At 46.0% G+C, this 18373-nt stretch carries 17 protein-coding genes; 12 read left to right on the top strand and 5 right to left on the bottom strand.

All coding sequences use genetic code 11. The annotated features are described in order from the left end of the window. Nucleotides 1-237 precede the first annotated feature (237 nt). From ACK8OT_RS12510 to hslR, 5 genes are all read right to left on the bottom strand, one after another. Nucleotides 238-2529: a Tex family protein gene (locus ACK8OT_RS12510; protein WP_410196869.1), complete on the bottom strand. Its 2292-nt coding sequence runs from the start codon at nucleotides 2527-2529 to the stop codon at nucleotides 238-240. A gap of 38 nt (nucleotides 2530-2567) precedes the next feature. Next, nucleotides 2568-3053, bottom strand: a complete 486-nt coding sequence (gene greB, locus ACK8OT_RS12505) for a transcription elongation factor GreB (protein ID WP_410196853.1) — start codon at nucleotides 3051-3053, stop codon at nucleotides 2568-2570. Between the two features lie 179 nt (nucleotides 3054-3232). Further along, entirely contained in the window at nucleotides 3233-4861 is a 1629-nt protein-coding gene (pckA, locus tag ACK8OT_RS12500) for a phosphoenolpyruvate carboxykinase (ATP) (protein ID WP_410196852.1), read from the bottom strand. Nucleotides 4862-4992: 131 nt separating this feature from the next. After that, nucleotides 4993-5901 carry an Hsp33 family molecular chaperone HslO gene (gene hslO, locus ACK8OT_RS12495; RefSeq protein WP_410196851.1) on the bottom strand — a complete coding sequence of 303 codons (909 nt, stop codon included), beginning with the start codon at nucleotides 5899-5901 and terminating at the stop codon, nucleotides 4993-4995. A 13-nt stretch (nucleotides 5902-5914) separates the two neighbouring features. After that, nucleotides 5915-6319, bottom strand: a complete 405-nt coding sequence (hslR, locus tag ACK8OT_RS12490) for a ribosome-associated heat shock protein Hsp15 (protein ID WP_410196850.1) — start codon at nucleotides 6317-6319, stop codon at nucleotides 5915-5917. A gap of 423 nt (nucleotides 6320-6742) precedes the next feature. On the opposite strand from hslR, the gene gspC reads away from it, so the two are divergent. The 12 genes from gspC (at nucleotide 6743) to ACK8OT_RS12430 (ending at nucleotide 18346) form a co-directional block, all read left to right on the top strand. Continuing rightward, the gene (gspC, locus tag ACK8OT_RS12485; RefSeq protein ID WP_410196849.1) at nucleotides 6743-7651 is read left to right on the top strand and encodes a type II secretion system protein GspC; all 909 of its coding nucleotides are present in this window, start codon (nucleotides 6743-6745) and stop codon (nucleotides 7649-7651) included. Between the two features lie 27 nt (nucleotides 7652-7678). After that, nucleotides 7679-9745 (top strand): type II secretion system secretin GspD, encoded by a 2067-nt coding sequence (gene gspD / locus ACK8OT_RS12480; protein WP_410196848.1) that lies wholly within the window; start codon nucleotides 7679-7681, stop codon nucleotides 9743-9745. Between the two features lie 11 nt (nucleotides 9746-9756). Continuing rightward, nucleotides 9757-11286 carry a type II secretion system ATPase GspE gene (gspE, locus tag ACK8OT_RS12475; RefSeq protein WP_410196847.1) on the top strand — a complete coding sequence of 510 codons (1530 nt, stop codon included), beginning with the start codon at nucleotides 9757-9759 and terminating at the stop codon, nucleotides 11284-11286. A gap of 2 nt (nucleotides 11287-11288) precedes the next feature. After that, nucleotides 11289-12509: a type II secretion system inner membrane protein GspF gene (gspF, locus tag ACK8OT_RS12470; protein ID WP_410196846.1), complete on the top strand. Its 1221-nt coding sequence runs from the start codon at nucleotides 11289-11291 to the stop codon at nucleotides 12507-12509. A gap of 123 nt (nucleotides 12510-12632) precedes the next feature. After that, nucleotides 12633-13070, top strand: coding sequence for a type II secretion system major pseudopilin GspG (gene gspG / locus ACK8OT_RS12465; RefSeq protein ID WP_410196845.1), 438 nt, complete (start codon nucleotides 12633-12635; stop codon nucleotides 13068-13070). Further along, entirely contained in the window at nucleotides 13071-13682 is a 612-nt protein-coding gene (gene gspH, locus ACK8OT_RS12460; protein ID WP_410196844.1) for a type II secretion system minor pseudopilin GspH, read from the top strand. Beyond that, nucleotides 13679-14068, top strand: coding sequence for a type II secretion system minor pseudopilin GspI (gspI, locus tag ACK8OT_RS12455; RefSeq protein ID WP_410196843.1), 390 nt, complete (start codon nucleotides 13679-13681; stop codon nucleotides 14066-14068). The genes gspH and gspI overlap by 4 nt, the downstream gene beginning before the upstream one ends. After that, nucleotides 14055-14870 (top strand): type II secretion system minor pseudopilin GspJ, encoded by an 816-nt coding sequence (gspJ, locus tag ACK8OT_RS12450; protein ID WP_410196842.1) that lies wholly within the window; start codon nucleotides 14055-14057, stop codon nucleotides 14868-14870. Before gspI ends, gspJ begins: the two co-directional genes overlap by 14 nt. Continuing rightward, nucleotides 14870-15862: a type II secretion system minor pseudopilin GspK gene (gene gspK, locus ACK8OT_RS12445; protein ID WP_410196841.1), complete on the top strand. Its 993-nt coding sequence runs from the start codon at nucleotides 14870-14872 to the stop codon at nucleotides 15860-15862. Before gspJ ends, gspK begins: the two co-directional genes overlap by 1 nt. After that, a complete protein-coding gene (gene gspL, locus ACK8OT_RS12440) occupies nucleotides 15859-17124 on the top strand; it encodes a type II secretion system protein GspL (protein ID WP_410196840.1) in 1266 nt (421 codons plus the stop codon). The genes gspK and gspL overlap by 4 nt, the downstream gene beginning before the upstream one ends. Then, nucleotides 17121-17594 (top strand): type II secretion system protein GspM, encoded by a 474-nt coding sequence (gene gspM, locus ACK8OT_RS12435; protein ID WP_410196839.1) that lies wholly within the window; start codon nucleotides 17121-17123, stop codon nucleotides 17592-17594. Before gspL ends, gspM begins: the two co-directional genes overlap by 4 nt. Beyond that, on the top strand, nucleotides 17591-18346 hold the full coding sequence (locus tag ACK8OT_RS12430) for a type II secretion system protein N (RefSeq protein WP_410196838.1): 756 nt from the start codon (nucleotides 17591-17593) through the stop codon (nucleotides 18344-18346). The genes gspM and ACK8OT_RS12430 overlap by 4 nt, the downstream gene beginning before the upstream one ends. The last annotated feature ends 27 nt before the right edge of the window (nucleotides 18347-18373 follow it).

The raw sequence follows: 18373 nt of genomic DNA, 5'->3' as shown, positions 1-18373 counted from the left end.
CCAGCTAATGAATATCGGATGAATAAGTAGCAAAACTTCGTTTTCAGGGATGAAAGCGCAGAGCGTATAGGGACATATTCACCGCGTTTTTGCGGATTTTTCATACGATATAACTTATTCAAAGCTCCAGTTATTTAAGCTTGCTGTTTTCGTTACAACTTACTGCAAAAATGACTGTGCGATGACTTTACAAATGACGGCACTATGAATTGCAAGTGCCGTCATTTTTGCCCAATTTTAGCGATTACGTTTGGCCTTGTTAAAGGCGTCAGCAAAGGCATTATTGATCACCGCAGGTTTTGCTTTTGCTTGTGTTTTACCATGATGCGATGGCTTAGCCGTTGTTGGGGCTGCCTTTTCTGCGGCTTGATGCAATTTCATGGTTAAGCCAATGCGTTTACGAACCACATCAACCTCGACCACTTTCACTTTGACGATTTGCCCAGCCTTCACCACTTCTCTTGGATCGCTTACGAACTTGTCACTTAAGGCTGAAATATGAACCAAACCGTCTTGATGGACACCAACATCAACGAAAGCACCGAAATTTGCCACATTAGTCACAACCCCTTCCAATATCATCTCTGGCTTAAGATCATTGATGGTATTAACGCCTTCTTTAAACGTTGCGGTTTTAAACTCAGGGCGAGGATCTCGTCCCGGCTTTTCAAGCTCTTTAAGGATATCTGTGATGGTCGGGAGACCAAACTCGTCACTGACATAGTCTTTCGGGTTAACCGCTTTTAGCGTCTGTGGATTTCCCATTAATTCACTCATCTGCAATTTATTTTGCTGCAAAATTGCTTTTACCACAGGGTAAGCTTCGGGATGAACGGCTGAGGCATCGAGTGGGTTTTTACCACCTCGAATGCGTAAGAAACCGGCACATTGTTGGAATGCTTTTGGTCCTAAACGTGCGACTTTTTTCAGCTGTGAACGGTCAACAAAAATGCCATTTTCATCGCGATAGTCGACAATGTTTTGCGCTATGGTTGGGTTCAGTCCTGCTACATGGGTTAGTAGGGCAGCTGACGCTGTGTTGACATCTACTCCTACCGCGTTAACACAATCTTCTACCACGCCATCGAGTTTTTTCGCTAATAAAGTTTGGTTTACGTCGTGTTGATATTGACCAACGCCAATGGCTTTGGGCTCAATTTTTACCAGCTCGGCTAATGGATCTTGCAAGCGTCTGGCGATCGATACCGCGCCTCGAATCGACACATCGAGTTCCGGAAACTCTTTAGCAGCCAGCTCTGAAGCGGAGTAAACCGATGCGCCAGCCTCACTCACCATGATTTTAGTCAGCTTAAGATCGGGCTTGGCCTTGATCAGATCTGCCACGAGCTGGTCGGTTTCACGCGAAGCGGTACCATTGCCGATGCTGACTAATTCAACTTGGTGCTGTTGGCATAACTTGGCAAGCTCGGCCAGTGAGCCTTGCCAATCATTGCGCGGGGCATGAGGGTAAATGGTGCTGTAGGCTAATAGTTTGCCTGTACTATCAACCACGGCAACCTTAACACCGGTGCGCAATCCTGGGTCGAGGGCTAAGGTGACTTTAGCGCCACCCGGGGAGGCCATTAATAAGTCGGTTAGGTTTTTGGCAAACACGTCGATAGCTTCTATTTCGGCTTGTTCGCGTAGTTGCGTGATCAGCTCATTTTCTAACTGCATGAGTAACTTAATTCGCCAAGTCCACTGCACCACACTTTTTAACCATGGATTAGCCGTGGTTTGATTGACCTGCATAAAACGGGCAATTAAGGTTTCGCCCGTGCTCGGCAGGGCGGCGTCTTCACGCTCAGGATCGCTATTTAAGCTAAGTTGTAAGATGCCTTCGTTACGACCACGCAGCAGCGCCAGCGCGCGGTGAGAGGGGATCTTACTGATTTTTTCGCTGTAGCTAAAATAGTCTTTAAATTTAATGCCTTCTTGCTCTTTGCCTGCAATTACCTTCGCTTCTAGGGCGGCATTTTGTTGTAAGTGATGACGAACTTGGCTGATCAACTCGGCATCTTGCGCAAAGCGCTCCATTAAAATGTACTTTGCTCCTTCTAATACCGCTTTGCTGTCGTCAAACTTTAGCTCAGGATTTAAATAGTCTTGAGCTGCGGTCTCGGGATCTAACTCGGGGTTGGCGAGGAGTTTATCGGCTAACGGCTCAAGGCCTGCATTGATCGCCAGTTGGCCTTTAGTCACGCGTTTTTGTTTGTAGGGGAGGTATAGATCCTCAAGGCGTGTTTTTGTGTCTGCATCTTGTAGCTGTTGGAACAGCGCATCGGTTAATTTACCTTGCTCTTGGATGCTGTTGATAATGCTAGTACGGCGATCTTCTAGCTCTCGCAAATAAGTGAGACGTTGGTCCAAATTACGCAGCTGGCCATCATCTAAGCCTCCTGTTACTTCTTTTCGGTAACGTGCAATAAAGGGGACGGTAGAGCCTTCATCTAACAATTGAATTGCTGCGTTAACTTGTGCGGTGTTGGCACCTAGCTCTTGCGCTAGGATTTGAGAAATAGAATGCATGATGTTCTCGGTATTAACTAAAAATTGGTGAGTGTGGCTCAATGGGACTCGTTGAGTGAGTAGTCGATTTTATTGATATACCATGTCTTTTCGCCGGTGGGCGTTTTGACGATGGCTTCATCGTCGACTGATTTTTTTAATAGGGCACGCGCCATTGGCGAGTCGATAGAGATGTAGTCTTTACGGCCATATATTTCATCTGGACCGACTATTTTAAAGCAAAGGATTTCACCCTCGTCATTTTCAATTTCAACGGTTGCGCCAAAAAATACTTTGCCCAACTGTTGGACAGAGGGGGTAACAACCGTCACTTCTTCGATGCGTTTACGCAAAAATCGAACCCGTTTATCGATTTGTCGTAGTACTCGCTTATTTTCTTTGTAATCGGCATTTTCAGAGCGGTCGCCTAAACTGGCTGCCCAAGCCACTTTTTGGGTGATTTCAGGTCGGTATTCACGCCAAAGGTGGTCCAATTCAGCTTGCAATTTGGCCATGCCTTCAGGGGTAATGAGGTTTGTTTTCAAGCTAGGTTAACCTTAATGACTGCTTCACTGTGGTCTTTATAACGTCTTACTCATCTTTTTTAAAGCTTAGTAGGCCGCAAATAGTGCGATTGTTGGTAACTAAGTTGTTAACCAAGTTGGTAATCAAATGAGTCAAAAAAGCGGGGTAGAAACCCCGCTAGGATAAGCATGTCAAAGGATTAAAGTTGTGGTCCTGCTGCAACCAGTGCCTTACCTTCTTCGTTATCCGTGTATTGCACAAAGTTATTGATAAACAGCTGGGCTAACTTAGCGGCCTTTTCATTCCATTGATCTTCACTTGGGTAAGTATCCCGAGGATCTAAGATAGTGGGATCCACATTAGGTAGAGCGGTGGGTACCTCAAGGTTAAAGATTGGGATGTTTTTGGTTTGCGCTTTTTCGATCGAGCCATCTAATATTGCATCTATGATTGCCCGTGTGTCTTGAATCGAAATACGCTTACCCGTGCCATTCCAACCGGTATTAACCAAGTAAGCTTCAGCCCCTGCCGCTTCCATACGCTTAACCAGCTCTTGACCATATTTGGTTGGATGCAAGGTTAAAAACGCAGCGCCAAAACAGGCCGAGAAGGTCGGGGTCGGCTCGGTAATACCGCGTTCGGTTCCGGCTAACTTAGCGGTAAAACCAGATAAAAAGTGGTATTTCGTCTGTTCTTTAGTGAGCTTAGAGACGGGCGGTAGTACCCCAAATGCATCTGCGGTTAAGAAGATAACCTTAGTAGCATGGCCTCCTTTCGATACCGGTTTAACAATGTTTTCAATATGATAGATAGGGTAGCTAACGCGAGTGTTTTCGGTTTTGCTGCCATCATCGTAGTCAACGCTTTTGTCTGCACGCACGGTAACATTTTCTAATAACGCATCACGCTTGATGGCCTTATAAATGTCGGGCTCGGCTTCAAGGCACAAGCGAATGGTTTTGGCGTAACAGCCGCCTTCAAAGTTAAATACGCCGGAATCATCCCAACCATGTTCATCATCACCGATTAGGGCGCGTTTCGGGTCGGTTGAAAGAGTGGTTTTACCTGTGCCAGAAAGGCCAAAGAAGATGGCGGTATCGCCGTCTTTGCCCACATTGGCTGAACAGTGCATGGAAGCCATGCCTCTTAGTGGTAAGAGGTAGTTCATCATGGCAAACATGCCTTTCTTCATTTCGCCGCCGTACCAAGTGCCGCCGATGATTTGCATTTTCTCGGTGAGGTTGAAGGCAATGAAGTTTTCTGAATTTAGGCCGTGCTCTTGCCAGTTAGGGTTGGTGGTTTCAGAGCCGTTGAGCACGATGAAATCAGGCTCAAAGTCGGCGAGTTCTTCGGCTGTTGGGCGGATGAACATATTGGTCACAAAATGAGCTTGCCAAGCCACTTCAACAATGAAGCGTACGGCTAAACGTGAATCTTTGTTGGCCCCACAAAAGGCGTCAACAACAAACAAACGTTTATTTGAAAGCTCTTTGATTACAAGGGATTTAAGATCTTGCCAAACTGCCGGGGTGATGGGCTTATTATCATTCTTTCCTTGATCTGACCACCAGATGGTATCGCGAGTGACATCGTCTTTAACGATGTACTTGTCCTTTGGTGAACGCCCTGTAAAAATCCCTGTATCGACCGCGACAGCTCCGGACTCGGTTACAACTCCACGCTCAAATCCAACTAGGTCGGGTTTCGTTTCTTCGACAAACAAGGTTTCATAAGAAGGGTTGTGAATCACTTCCTTGACCCCTTGAATGCCGTATTTAGCTAAGTCTTGCGCACTTAATAGAGTTCTTTCCACGTCGATAACTGTCATATTTATCTCCAAGGTTTAGGTTGCTTATAAATCATTCTATTACTTTAAATGTAGAATAATGAGATACGCTTCAAACTTGAGAGTAAAATATGTAGAAAAACCCTATATTTGCTATTTGTCTCTGAATTTATTTAGTGATGCGTTTCGTTGTTCTGGGTAGATGGTTTTATTGTGGTGAATAATGCTTCCACATCAACAGCGTCAAAATGGTAACTGGTACGGCAATATTCGCAGTCCATATCGATTTGGCCTTTCTCTTTCAGAATATCCAGCAATTCACTCTTCTCGACCGATAACAAGGCTCCTTCACATTTCTCTCTTGAACAACCACATTCAAATACAACAGGTTGTGGCTCAAAAACACGAACGGTTTCTTGATGATACAAACGATACAATAAGGTTTGCGCGTCAAGTCCAAACAGCTCATCGTCTTTGATTGTTTCAGCCAAGGTTGCAACATGATTAAATTCGTCGTCATGTTGCTCTTTGGCTGACGGCATCTTTTGTAATAATAGACCAGATGCAACTTTTTGGTCGTTATAAAACCCTGTTTTTAGTATGAGTTTAGTAGTTAATTGCTCAGACTGTGCGAAGTAATTCTCGAGACTTTCGGCTAATGAATCGCCGACTAATTCAACCACTCCTTGATAGCGCTCGCCTTGGTCTGGTGTGATAGTAATTAGTAAGAAGCCTTTGCCCACCATCTCCGACAGCGTAGCGTCGTCAGCGGGTACTTCGTTGTAGCGCGCCACACCACGAAGGGCCTGGTCGTTATCACCATTAATTGCGGCTAAATAAACTGGGCCATTACCTTGCAGTTGCACATTAATATGGCCTTCAAATTTAAGGGTTGCAGTGAGTAAACTGGTGGCCACGAATAATTCACCAACCAAGCGCTCGATTGCGGGTGGGTATTGGTGATTACGTAAAACATCTTGATAGCTTTTACTCAGTTGCACTAATTCACCGCGCACATCGTAGTCTTCGAACAGAAAACGGAATAAATTATCGTATAAAGGTTGGGTTGTGGTTTGGCTCATCATGCTCTCCAAATTAGCCATCACTGCGTTGTGATTTAACTTTTAGTAGTTCTCTACGTTGTTTTTTATCTGGGCGTCGATCTGGGTGCGGTGCGTGTAATGCGCTGAGCTTTCTTAATTCGGCATGTTGTGCACGCAATGCGACACTGGCCGGTGTTTCTTGATATAAAAGCTGTGCTAACGGCGCGCTTTTTCGCTGACCTTCAAGTACTAGCACGGTTACTTCTTTATTATCATGCCCTTGACGTACACTTATGGTAGCGCCCAATTCAACGATTTTACTGGGTTTGGTTCGCTGGCCATTATACTGCACTTTGCCCCCTTGGATCATGTCTCTTGCTAGGCCTCGTGTTTTATAAAAGCGAGCAGCCCAGAGCCATTTATCAAGGCGAATTGCGTTAGATTTAGGTTCTGACATGGGATTTCCATCTTGCGAATATGGTTCGTTTTAAGGTGGGGGCTCTTGACTTGGTTTTCAAGCATGGTAGCTAAGCTTTATGACTGAGCCGCACAGTGAATGGGGAAACCCGCTCACTACAAGGTGAAGTTAAGATGGTGCTATTTTAACTGCTTCTGTCACGAATAAGCCAGAAACACTCAGCTGATGGCTGTTGCTTGGTTTTAACCTCGTGTTACACTCTTGGCCAGCTAGGAATCGCTAAATAAGCTATTCGCAAATGAACTACATCACTATCGCATCAGTATTGAGTAGGTAAATCTAGAACAAGAGTATTGCCCAGCTCTCATAACCTAGTTTTTGTACTTGAGTGCTAGGCTTGAGCCGCGCTAGTATTGCCATTATCGGCAGGATGCTGTGTTGTAAATAATTAGGAATGTTGTAATGGATAAGTTCTCTGGTGCCATGTTGCGCCTGAGCAGCCTGCCTCAGCAAAAGCTTTCTTCTATCGCTTTTTATTCTTTGCTGGTGCTGCTGTGCTATCAATTGGCCAACTTAACGTGGTTGGCTATGCCCACAAATTCAAACCAAGCGCCTACCTGGCGGCCTGCCCCTGCTGCTTCGCAAGGACAAAGCCAACAAGGGGTGAATTTAACTGCGCTAACCTCACTGCATTTGTTCGGTGAGTTTAATAAAGTGGTTGTTGCACCTAAGTCTGTGGCTGAAAAACCAAAAGAAGCGCCCAAAACTAAGCTAAATGTGAAACTCACAGGTGTATTGGCATCAAGTGTGCCTAAAAATGCCATGGCTATTATTGAAGATAGGGGGCGCCAAGACACATATTTCATTGGCAATTCGATTGGCAACACTGGCGCTGTGTTGAAAGAAATTCAGCCAGACCGCGTGATTTTGGAATATCGAGGTGATCTGCAAACCTTGATGTTAGATGGTGAAGATTACGTTGCGGCTAAACCTGAGCCCGTTACTGCGAGACAAGCCCCTGTCGAAGCAAGCAAGCCTGATCCAGTTAAAGCTGAGCCGGTTGAACTTGAACTCAATCGCGCTGAATTATTGGCTAATCCAGGCAAAATTACAGATTTTCTATCGATTTCCCCAGTCAGAAATCAAGGTACCTTGGTGGGTTATCGCATCAACCCCGGTAAAGATCCCAGTCTATTTGAAGCCGCTGGCTTACAGCCAAATGATCTTGCGGTTAGCCTAAATGGTATCGATTTAACAGACATGCAGCAATCTATGAGCCTGATGCAAGAGTTTCCGACTATGCGTGAGATGACCTTGTCGGTAGAGCGTGATGGCCAAATATACGATTTGTTTTTTAGTCTGCCCGAATAAATAAGAAAGTTGGAGCACGGAACATTTATGAAGATTTTAGGGACTCGGCGTAAACTTAGCGCCCTTTGTGCAGGATTGCTGCTCGCTTTCAGTGCCAACATTTCAGCGGCCGAGTATTCAGCCAGCTTTAAAGGCACAGACATCAATGAATTTATTAATATCGTCGGTAAGAACCTTAATAAAACCATTATTATTGAGCCTTCAGTGCGCGGTAAAATTAATGTGCGCAGTTACGATTTGCTCAATGATGAGCAGTACTATCAATTTTTCTTAAATGTATTAGATGTTTATGGCTTCGCTGTGGTCGAAATGGACAATGGCGTGATGAAAGTCATCAAGGCAAAAGATGCCAAGGTTTCAGCTATTCCAGTGGTTGATGGTAATAATCCCGGGAAAGGTGATGAAATGGTGACCCGTGTTGTGCCTGTGCGCAATGTGTCGGTACGAGAGCTAGCTCCATTACTGCGCCAGCTAAACGATAATGCGGGTGGCGGTAACGTGGTTCATTATGATCCGTCAAACGTTATTATGATCACCGGGCGCGCCGCGGTGGTTAATCGCTTGGTTGAGATTGTTCGCCGTGTAGACAAAGCGGGTGATGAAGAAGTTGATATCGTACGTTTAAACTTCGCTAGCGCATCGGAAATGGTGCGAATTCTTGAGTCGATTCAAAAACCCGGTGACGGAAAAACCAATACTCCCAATATGCTTAAGCCTCGTATGGTGGCCGATGAACGCACCAACTCGGTGATCATTAGTGGTGAGCCACAAGCGCGTAAACGTGCTGTGCAACTGGTTAGACAACTCGATAGCGAGCTTGAAACCAGTGGTAATACTCGCGTTTTCTACCTTAAATATGCTAAAGCCAAAGAAATGGTTGAGGTGTTGCAAGGTGTTAGTAAATCAATAGAGGGTGAATTAAAAGGGGCTAATGGCGCTGCTGCGGCTGGTGGAGCGGCATCGAAGCAATCTAATCTTAGTATCGAAGCTCATGAAGGTACGAACTCGATTGTTATCACCGCTCAACCTGATGTAATGGGCTCCCTTGAAGCGGTTATTCGCCAGCTGGATATTCGCCGCGCGCAAGTCTTAGTTGAAGCGATTATCGTTGAAGTAGCTGAAGGGGACGGCATTGGCCTAAGCGTACAATGGGCAACCCTTGCTGGCGGTGGTACTCAGTTTAACTCTAATGGCGCTTCATTAAGTGAGATTGCCGCTGGAGCCTATCAGGCTAGACCTGATAAAGGCACAACTATTCTAGATCCAAATGGGGTTCCTATCCAAAACCCTGATACCAAAGGCGATATTACCGCCTTGGCCAGTGTGTTAAGCAAGGTGAGCGGTTTGGCTGTGGGTTATGCTAACAACGATTGGGGTGTGGTGTTACAAGCTATTGCCAGCTCTAAAGGGTCAAACATACTGGCGACACCAAGTATCACTACCTTAGATAACCAAGAAGCCAGCTTTATTGTGGGTGATGAAGTTCCGGTTAAAACTGGCTCGGCAGCGAGTAGTAATAATGACAATCCATTTACCACCATTGAACGTAAAAAAGTGGGTATTCAGCTGAAAGTGACACCGCAAATTAACGAGGGTGATGCGGTACAGCTGATCATCGAACAAGAGGTTTCTAACGTAAACGGTAACACGGGTGTTGATATTACCTTTGCTACACGTGCGGTTAAAACCACTGTATTAGCCGACAGTGGTGACACCATAGTTATCGGTGGCCTAATAGATGAGAAAGTCGATGAATCCGTCGATAAGGTGCCATTACTGGGCGATATCCCTTACCTAGGTAACTTGTTTAAATCAACCACAAGTAGCACAGCGAAACGTAATCTGATGATTTTTATTCGCCCAACCATTATTCGCGACAGTAACAAGATGGCGAGTTTAAGCTCTCGTAAATACAGCTTAATGCGTGCGGTGCAACTGCAGCAGCAAGAAGCGGGTGTTAACCTAATGCCAAATACCGATGTGCCGGTATTACCTGAGTGGGGACAAAGCCCAGAAATCAATCCTGAAGTGTTTGATTTCACTAAGAAGAAACGTCGTGCTCCAGAAGCCAGTACTAACTCAAGCAGTAATTAAGGAAGTACCCAATGGAAACGCCGCTGATAGATGAAAAAGCCATTGCGGATGAAGTACCGCACTTTGAAGAGCAAACCAGCTCAACAAAGTTGCTGCCCTTTTCATTTGCTAAAAATCATGGCGTGATTTATAGCCTTGATAATGGCCAAGCTAAGGTGTATTGCAAGGCTGATGTTAAGCCCGAGATTTTCTTGGAAATACGTCGCCAAATGGGCTCTCGCTTTAGCGTAGCCGTGTTGGCTGATGAAGTTTTTGAGCAAACATTAACGCAAACCTATCAGCGTGATTCTTCGCAAGCGCGCCAATTAATGGAAGACATAGGCAACGAAGACTTCTTTGCTCTGGCGGAAGAATTACCCGACAACGAAGACTTGCTTGAAGCCGATGATGACGCGCCGATTATCAAGTTAATCAACGCCATGCTCAGTGAGGCTATCAAAGAAGGCGCATCGGATATTCACATTGAGACGTTTGAGAAAACCCTGCTGATCCGTTTTCGTATTGACGGCGTGTTACGGGAAATTCTTAAGCCTCAGCGCAAATTAGCCTCCTTGCTGGTTTCGCGTATCAAGGTTATGGCGAAACTGGATATTGCAGAAAAACGCATCCCGCAAGATGGCCGTATTGCATTGCGCATCGGTGGTCGGGCAGTCGACGTGCGTGTTTCTACTATGCCTTCAAGTCATGGTGAGCGCGTGGTACTGCGTTTATTAGACAAAAATGCCGTTAAGCAAATGTCTGAACTCAACATGACGCCAAGTAATCTAGAAATTCTCAAGGATTTGCTGCGCAAACCTCACGGTATTATTTTGGTAACCGGGCCTACAGGCTCGGGTAAAAGTACCACCTTGTATGCGGGTCTTTCTGATATTAACTCGAAGGATCGTAATATATTAACGGTTGAAGACCCAATAGAATATTTGTTAGAAGGCATTGGCCAAACTCAGGTTAATACCAAAGTGGATATGACCTTTGCGCGAGGCCTGCGTGCTATCTTACGTCAAGACCCTGACGTCGTAATGATAGGTGAGATCCGTGACTTAGAAACCGCGCAAATTGCGGTGCAAGCGAGTTTAACGGGTCACTTAGTATTGTCTACCTTGCATACCAACACCGCCATTGGCGCGTTGACGCGGATGCAAGATATGGGCGTTGAGCCTTTCCTATTATCTTCTTCTTTACTTGGCGTGTTAGCGCAGCGATTGGTGCGTACCCTATGTCCTGATTGTCGTGAGCCACATGCCATGACCAGCAAAGAAAAGTCGATGCTAAACATGCCGCAGGATGAAGAAATTCAAGTGTTTCGCGCCAATGGTTGTGAAAGCTGTAACTTCTCCGGCTACAAAGGCCGTACCGGTATCTACGAGCTGTTAGTGATGGATGACGACGTGCGTAATGCGATCCATGAAGGTGCAAGCGAGCAGCAAATAGAAAAAATAGTACGCCAGCATACACCAAGTATTCGATCTGATGGTTTGTCTAAAGTGCGCCAAGGTATCACCACCATAGAAGAAGTGTTGCGGGTGACCAGAGAGGGATAACAATGGCAGCATTTGAATATAAAGCTCTCGATAAAAAGGGTAAGCAAAGCAAAGGCTTGCAGGAAGCTGATACTGCGCGCCAGGTCAGACAGATTTTGCGCGATCGTGGTTTAACGCCGATTGAAGTTAAACCTGCTGCCGAGCAAGATAAAAAGGCAAGCAAAGGCGGTTTTTCATTTAAACGCAAGATTTCAACTCCAGAGCTCGCTTTGCTCACACGTCAGTTATCCACCTTAGTGGCTGCGTCAATGCCAATCGAGGAGTGTTTAAAGGCGGTAGTAGAGCAAACCGATAAACCGAAAGTTAAATCTATGTTGTCAGCGGTGCGTAGCCGCGTGTTAGAAGGTTATACCTTAGCGGCCAGTATGGCTGAATTCCCCCATATCTTTGATGATTTATTTTGTGCCATGGTAGCGGCAGGGGAAAAAGCGGGTCATTTAGAATTAGTGCTCGATCGTTTGGCTGATTACACCGAGCAACGCCAACAAATGCGTAGCAAATTAATGCAAGCCATGATCTACCCCTTAATGTTGACGCTCGTTGCTGTGGGCGTGGTATCGATACTGCTTACTTCGGTAGTGCCACAAGTGGTGAGTCAGTTTGAGCACATGGGTCAAGATTTACCTGCCACCACTTTGTTCCTGATCGCCAGCAGTGACTTTTTGCGTGATTACGGTTTGTTTATCGTGGTCGCTATCGTGGTGGGCTTAATGGGATTAAAGCAATATCTTAGGAATCCGCGCAATCAATTACGCTTTGACCGCTATTTATTGAAAGTCCCTGTGGTGGGCAGAGTCAGCCGAGATCTTAACACCGCACGTTTTGCTCGTACGTTAAGTATTTTGAATGCCAGTGCCGTGCCTTTACTTGAAGGAATGAAGATTGCCGGTGAGGTTCTGAGTAACTTGTACGCCAGAGAAAAGGTGTCCGAGGCAACGGACTTTGTGCGTGAAGGTACCAGCCTTGGCGCTGCCTTAGAAAATACCAAATTATTTCCACCTATGATGCTACACATGGTCGCCAGTGGTGAGCGCAGTGGTGAATTAGATCAGATGCTGGAGCGTTCAGCAGAAAACCAAGATAAGCAATTTGCCGCCCAAGTAAACATGGCGTTAGGCGTGTTTGAACCTGCTCTCGTGGTAACCATGGCTGGGGTGGTGTTGTTTATTGTTGCTGCCATCTTGCAGCCAATGCTTGCGCTCAATAATATGGTCGGTGGCTAAGGCTACCCAGTGTTAATCATTTACTCTGTTTACCGGCTTAGGTCGGTAGCGTGTAAAAATATCGTTATTAATTGTGTTTAAACCTAAGTGGCAGCAATGCCAATTTTTATAGAGAGTGTCGTCATGAGAGTACAAAGCAAACAACAGCAAGGCTTTACCTTGCTTGAGGTTATGGTTGTTATTGTTATTTTAGGTGTGTTGTCAGCAATGATTGTTCCTAACTTACTAGGTAACAAAGAAAAAGCGGATCAACAGAAAGTGGTTTCAGACATTATTGCACTAGAAAACTCACTCGATATGTACAAGCTAGATAACAGCCGTTATCCCACCACCGACCAAGGCTTAGAAGCATTAGTTAGCAAGCCAGCAGGCTCACCAGAGCCACGTAATTACCGTGAGGGGGGGTATCTAAAGCGCTTACCTAATGACCCTTGGGGTAACCCTTACCTACTTACTAGCCCAGGTGAGAAAGGCAACATCGATATTTTCTCAACCGGCCCAGATGGTGAAGAAGGTACCGATGACGATATCGGTAACTGGAATATGGATGAATTTCAGTAAATGAAGCGAGCCTGTCAACAGCCAGCTTGTCAGCAGTTAGTACAAGCAAAAGTAAAATCAGCGATGGCTGGTTTTACCTTGCTTGAAATTATGCTGGTGATCATGTTGATGGGCTTAGTCTCTAGCGCTGTGGTGATGACGATGCCGAGTAACTCAGGTTACAAGGCACTTAAATTAGAAGCGCAGCGTCTAGCGAGTTTTGTTGAGGTGTTAAGCGACCAAGCGCTAATGACCTCAAGAGAGCTTGGCATAGTGGTGGAGGAACAAAGCTATCAATTTGTTTTTTACGATGCAGAGAAAAAGCTTTGGAATGCCTTACCAGAAGACAAAATTAAAACGCAAGTTAAGCTGCCTGAAGATATGGAGCTGGCGCTGACTTTATCTGGCTTTGTTTGGGATGATCGCGATGAGCAAGAAGAATTGTTCGAAGATGAAAGCGTATTTGACGAGCCAGAAGAGCAATTGATCCCGCAAATTCATATTATGTCGAGCGGTGAAATAACCCCTTTTGTGATGCGCTTTCGACCAACCGACAAGTCACAAGAGATCTGGATTGAGCTTGAAGTGAAGATGACGGGCGAAATTAAAGTTAATGAGGCGCCTGAAGAATGATTAAGCGAACAGCGCACACCAATCAGTCTAAACAGTTAGGTATGACCTTACTTGAAGTGATGGTTGCCCTCGGCGTTTTTGCTGCAGCGGGACTGGCTGTTATGAATACCGCCAGTGAGCATGTGCGCAGCTTGAGTTATTTACAAGAAAAAACCTTTGCCACTTGGGTGGCCAGTAATCAATTAACCCAAGCCACCTTAGAAAACCGCTGGCCGGGTCAATCTTGGGTTAAAGGCTCTGAAGAAATGGCGGGGCAAACTTGGTACTGGCAATGGCGTGGGGTAGAAACCTTAGATCCCAACTTTAAAGCCTTAGACATTGAAGTCTCATTAGATGAGAAAATGGAAGTGGCTCTCGCCACGGCGCGAACCTATGTTGGACGCTAATCGAAGCAAACAGCAAGGTTTTACCTTGCTTGAAATCTTGATTGCCATCGCGGTGTTTTCGGTATTAAGCATGGCGGCATATCAGGTTCTGCAAGGGGTGATGAGCAGTGATCAAATTTCTTCTGAGCACACCCAAAGATTGAAACAATTACAGCGTGCCATGCTGATCATTGAGCGAGATCTTACTCAAATGGTGGCGCGTACCACCCGAACAGGCGCAGAGCCCAGTAAGGATTTATTACGCGCAGGTAAGTTTGTTGCGGAATCAGAAAGCGACGGTATCGAGTTTGTCCGCTTGGGTTGGTCAAACCCACAGGGGCAATTCCCGCGCTCAAACTTGGTGCGGGTTGCTTATCGTATCAAGGAAAACAATTTAGAGCGTTTGTATTTCTTATATCCCGATATCGTCTCGGGCCAAGAGCCCGAAGTGCAAGTGCTGATCAATGACGTCAACAGTTTGACCTTACGTTATTGGGATAAGAGTTGGCAGACCAGTTGGAGCCAGAAAGATAAATTGCCCGCCGGCATTGCCATGGAGTTTGATTTTGCCGCTTATGGCGTGGTGACGCGACTATTTTTAACGCCGCAAGGCGAAGCCGTTAAAGCCCGTAAACCTGTTGTGCCGCAAGATCCTGCTCGTAAGCCAGGTGAAGAGCCGCCACCAAATGAAGAGCAAGATGGCAATGAAGGCAATGAAGGCAATGATGATGGTAGCAGTGACGGCGACGATAACGCTCAAGAGGAAGAAGAGAGCGACAACAATGGCCCTAACGGCGGACCGGTAAATGGAGGACGCCGTTGATGCAAGCCAAATCAACCATGGCTCCTTCATCTGCACAGCGCGGCGTGGCGTTAATTACCGTGCTGTTGATCTTGTCGGTGATGGTGGTGGTGGCCACCAATATGACATCACGTTTGCAAATGGAGTTGATGCGAGTGCAAGGGCAAGTGATGAGCCAGCGCGCTTATTGGTACGGTAATGCGGCTGAAGCGCTAGTTAAAATGACGCTCAAAAACACCTTGAACGATGATGATGTGGTGAGTTTAAGCCAAGCATGGGCGACATCGGGCATGAGCTTTCCTCTTGATGGCGGTACGATTTCAGGGGAAATAAAAGATCGCCAAGGTTGTTTCAATTTAAATGCCTTAGACGAGGCCAATAAAGCGGATGGGGCACGGCCACGTATTGCTAATCAGTTTCAAGCATTATTGGAAAGCCTTGAAGTGGAAGGATATTATGCCGAGCAAATCACAGATTCGACGCGCGATTGGCTTGATGCGGATGGTGTGACGGTTAGCAGTCAAGGCGCCGAAGACAGCTTTTATGAAGGGCGAGGAGTACCGCACCTTACGGCTAATGCGCCAATGGTGGATGTTTCGGAATTTCGTGCTATTCAAGGCGTAAGCCCTGGTGTGTATAAAAAATTAAAACCCTATTTATGCGCTATTCCGCAACGGGAATGGCTGTTAAATGTTAACACTGTGGCCTTAGATCAGCCTCAGGTGTTTCAGGCCTTGTTTACGCCTTTACTAAGTGAAGACAGCGCACAAAGTTTACTTGATGAAAGGCCGCAAAATGGTTGGTCGAGCAAAGAGGACTTTTTCGCGGCGTCGACACTCAGTGGGCTGCAGATAAGCGATGAAGTCAAAGCACAAGTTGTTGTCAGTAGCCAGTATTTTGAGCTTGTTGGCGTTGCTGAATTTGATGAAACCAAAGTGGCACTGAATGCTTTGTTTCAAGCCAGTAAAAAAGAAGTTAAGACGCTTAGACGTCAATATGGAGGCGTTCAGTGAGTGAACGATTAGTAGTTCGATTAGGCAGTGAAGCCAACCATGTAATCGACTGGCTGGTGTGGTCCAGCAGTGAACAAGAGATCATCGCCTCGGGTCAGTTAAACCACGCCGAGCAACTTTCGCAATTACATGAAAAAGCGGGTGGGCGGCCCATCATTACCTTATTGCCAGTCAGTGATGTGCTGCTCACTAAGGTTGAAGTGCCGGGTAAACTGACCAAACAATTGCAGCAAGCCTTGCCCTATATGATAGAAGAAGAGTTAGCGACTGATGTCGATAACTTGCATTTTACCGTGCTGAATTGCAGTCAGGGATTTGCCCATCTTGCTGTGGTTGAAAAAAACAAGATGGACAATTGGCTTGATTGGCTTGAAGCTGCGCAATTGAAGTGTCGTCAGTTTTTACCTGATGTGTTGGCTTTACCAGCAAGTGATGAAGCATGGTCTGCCATGCAAATGGGTGACGATTGGCTGATCAAGCAAGGTGAGTTTACTGGCTTTAGTTGTGATCAAAGTTTGTTGCCATTTTTGTTGGATCGTTGGCTAAATCCGCCTGAGCCAGAAAATAAGACTAAAAGCACAAACAAAGATGAAGCGGATGAGGTTGCTCAAACTGAGTCAACTGCGCAAGTGATTCATTGTTATACACCGCTGCCGCAGGGCGTGGCCGGTGATTGGCAATTACAAACACCTGAACTGCCGATGCAGCTGTTGGCACAAGGTGCGTTAACCAGCAATCTAAACCTGCTTACGGGCGAATACCAGCCGCAAAAGGAATATTCCAAAAACTGGCTGTTGTGGAAAAAGGTCGGTATTGCCGCTGCCGCTTGCTTGGTGCTTGCAGTGGTGTCATCTGTGCTTACTTTGCATCAGGTGAAACAAGAAAATGCGCAGTTACAACAGCAAATAAAACAGGTTTATGTCACCTTGTTCCCCGATGAGCAGAATATTCGTGATGCGCGGATCAAGGCGCAATTAAAGCGCCATTTAGCGAAATTAGAAAACCAAACTCAAGGTGCCGATTTGTTAGGAATGCTGGCTAAGATCCAGCCTGCCTTTAAGCAAATCCCTTCGTTTAAACCTGTATCGCTTAAGTATGAAGCAAAGAACGCAGAGATCAGATTACAAATTCAGGCCAATACTTACGCTGATTTTGAGAAGTTTCAAAGTTTATTGGACAATAGCTTAGACGTTAAACAAGGTGCCATGAGTAACCAAGGGAATAAGGTCACAGGGACGCTAACAATCAGGGGGCAAGGATGAGAGATTGGTGGGAAGGACTTGCTAGCCGAGAGCGTAACCTAGCCATTTTATCTGCGGTGGTATTAGTGGTCGGCGCCTTGTATTGGGGTGTATATCAACCTTTAAGTCAGGCGCTGGATCAAGAGCAACAAAAACTTAAAAGTAACCAACAAACCCTAATTTGGATGAAGTCCAAGGGACAAGATATTGTGAATTACCAAGCTCAGAATAGATCTGCAGCAGGTAATGTTAACTTGAATCAATTGATTGGTAACAGTGCACGGCAAAGTGGCATTACCATTAGCCGGATCCAACCTAAGGGTAATGAGCTTGAAGTTTGGATTGATAACATTGAATTCAATAAGCTTTTGGCTTGGTTAAAAGAGTTACAAGAGCGTCATGGGGTGGTGACCTTAAATACGGATCTCGCGGTGGGTGATGCGCCGGGTACCGTAAAAGTAAGACGCTTACATCTAGGAGTGGCAGGATGAAATTAGCCATTAAACCTATTTTATTATGTGTGCTGCTCTATCTGGTATTTGTGGTTGTTTTAATGCCAGCGAAATGGGCTGTACAGTTTATTCCCAAAAACGCAGGGGTTGAGCCTTCGGGTGTGTCTGGCACTATTTGGCAAGGGCAAGCGCAGCAATTGATGCTGCGCGGTGAGCAAATTGACAAGGTTCAGTGGCAAGTTAAACCGCTGGCATTGTTGACGGGGCAGTTAGCTGCGGATGTGAAATTTGGTCAAGGCAAAGGTATCGCGGGTAAAGGCGAGCTAGCGTATGGCCTCAATGGTGCACAAGCCAAGGACTTTAATCTAACGGTACCGGTACAACGGGTGATGAAGTACTTGCCGTTACCTATGCCTGTGGAAGCCCAAGGCATGTTGGATCTCAACATTAAATCGGTTGCGCAAGGTGACCCTTTTTGCGCCGATTTGGATGGCTTTTTATTTTGGACCGATGCCAGCGTGGCGCTGCCCATGGGTGAGGTTATCTTGGGTGACCCCAGAGTTAAACTCGAATGTGAAAAAGGTGGGCTAGCGGCCATTATCGATCAGCAATCGGATCACCTTGAAATCAGCATGAAAACTTGGCTACCCAATGACAAACATTACCGTGTAGAAGGCGAGATAAAAGGCGGTGAGAAATTGGCTCCAGCCATCAGTCAGGCACTGGATTGGATTGGTCCTCGTCAAGAAAGCGGTGGTTACCGCATTAGCTTATCTAACATCCCTCAGTAATCCTAGGGCCTGTTGATCTTTGGTGGT

The sequence above is a fragment of the Motilimonas thetidivivens genome, assembly GCF_046452435.1.
Taxonomy (GTDB): domain Bacteria; phylum Pseudomonadota; class Gammaproteobacteria; order Enterobacterales; family CBDFNC01; genus Motilimonas.
Note: the sequence above shows the minus strand (reverse complement) of the source record. Positions and strands in the feature narration are given on the sequence as shown.

What these genes read in the sequence shown, in the direction of transcription:
- ACK8OT_RS12510 (WP_410196869.1), bottom strand. Translation starts at nt 2,529, where the DNA reads ATGCATTCTATTTCTCAAATCCTAGCGCAAGAGCTAGGTGCCAACACC.
- pckA (WP_410196852.1), bottom strand. Translation starts at nt 4,861, where the DNA reads ATGACAGTTATCGACGTGGAAAGAACTCTATTAAGTGCGCAAGACTTA.
- hslO (WP_410196851.1), bottom strand. Translation starts at nt 5,901, where the DNA reads ATGAGCCAAACCACAACCCAACCTTTATACGATAATTTATTCCGTTTT.
- hslR (WP_410196850.1), bottom strand. Translation starts at nt 6,319, where the DNA reads ATGTCAGAACCTAAATCTAACGCAATTCGCCTTGATAAATGGCTCTGG.
- gspC (WP_410196849.1), top strand. Translation starts at nt 6,743, where the DNA reads ATGGATAAGTTCTCTGGTGCCATGTTGCGCCTGAGCAGCCTGCCTCAG.
- gspD (WP_410196848.1), top strand. Translation starts at nt 7,679, where the DNA reads ATGAAGATTTTAGGGACTCGGCGTAAACTTAGCGCCCTTTGTGCAGGA.
- gspE (WP_410196847.1), top strand. Translation starts at nt 9,757, where the DNA reads ATGGAAACGCCGCTGATAGATGAAAAAGCCATTGCGGATGAAGTACCG.
- gspF (WP_410196846.1), top strand. Translation starts at nt 11,289, where the DNA reads ATGGCAGCATTTGAATATAAAGCTCTCGATAAAAAGGGTAAGCAAAGC.
- gspG (WP_410196845.1), top strand. Translation starts at nt 12,633, where the DNA reads ATGAGAGTACAAAGCAAACAACAGCAAGGCTTTACCTTGCTTGAGGTT.
- gspH (WP_410196844.1), top strand. Translation starts at nt 13,071, where the DNA reads ATGAAGCGAGCCTGTCAACAGCCAGCTTGTCAGCAGTTAGTACAAGCA.
- gspI (WP_410196843.1), top strand. Translation starts at nt 13,679, where the DNA reads ATGATTAAGCGAACAGCGCACACCAATCAGTCTAAACAGTTAGGTATG.
- gspJ (WP_410196842.1), top strand. Translation starts at nt 14,055, where the DNA reads ATGTTGGACGCTAATCGAAGCAAACAGCAAGGTTTTACCTTGCTTGAA.
- gspK (WP_410196841.1), top strand. Translation starts at nt 14,870, where the DNA reads ATGCAAGCCAAATCAACCATGGCTCCTTCATCTGCACAGCGCGGCGTG.
- gspM (WP_410196839.1), top strand. Translation starts at nt 17,121, where the DNA reads ATGAGAGATTGGTGGGAAGGACTTGCTAGCCGAGAGCGTAACCTAGCC.
- ACK8OT_RS12430 (WP_410196838.1), top strand. Translation starts at nt 17,591, where the DNA reads ATGAAATTAGCCATTAAACCTATTTTATTATGTGTGCTGCTCTATCTG.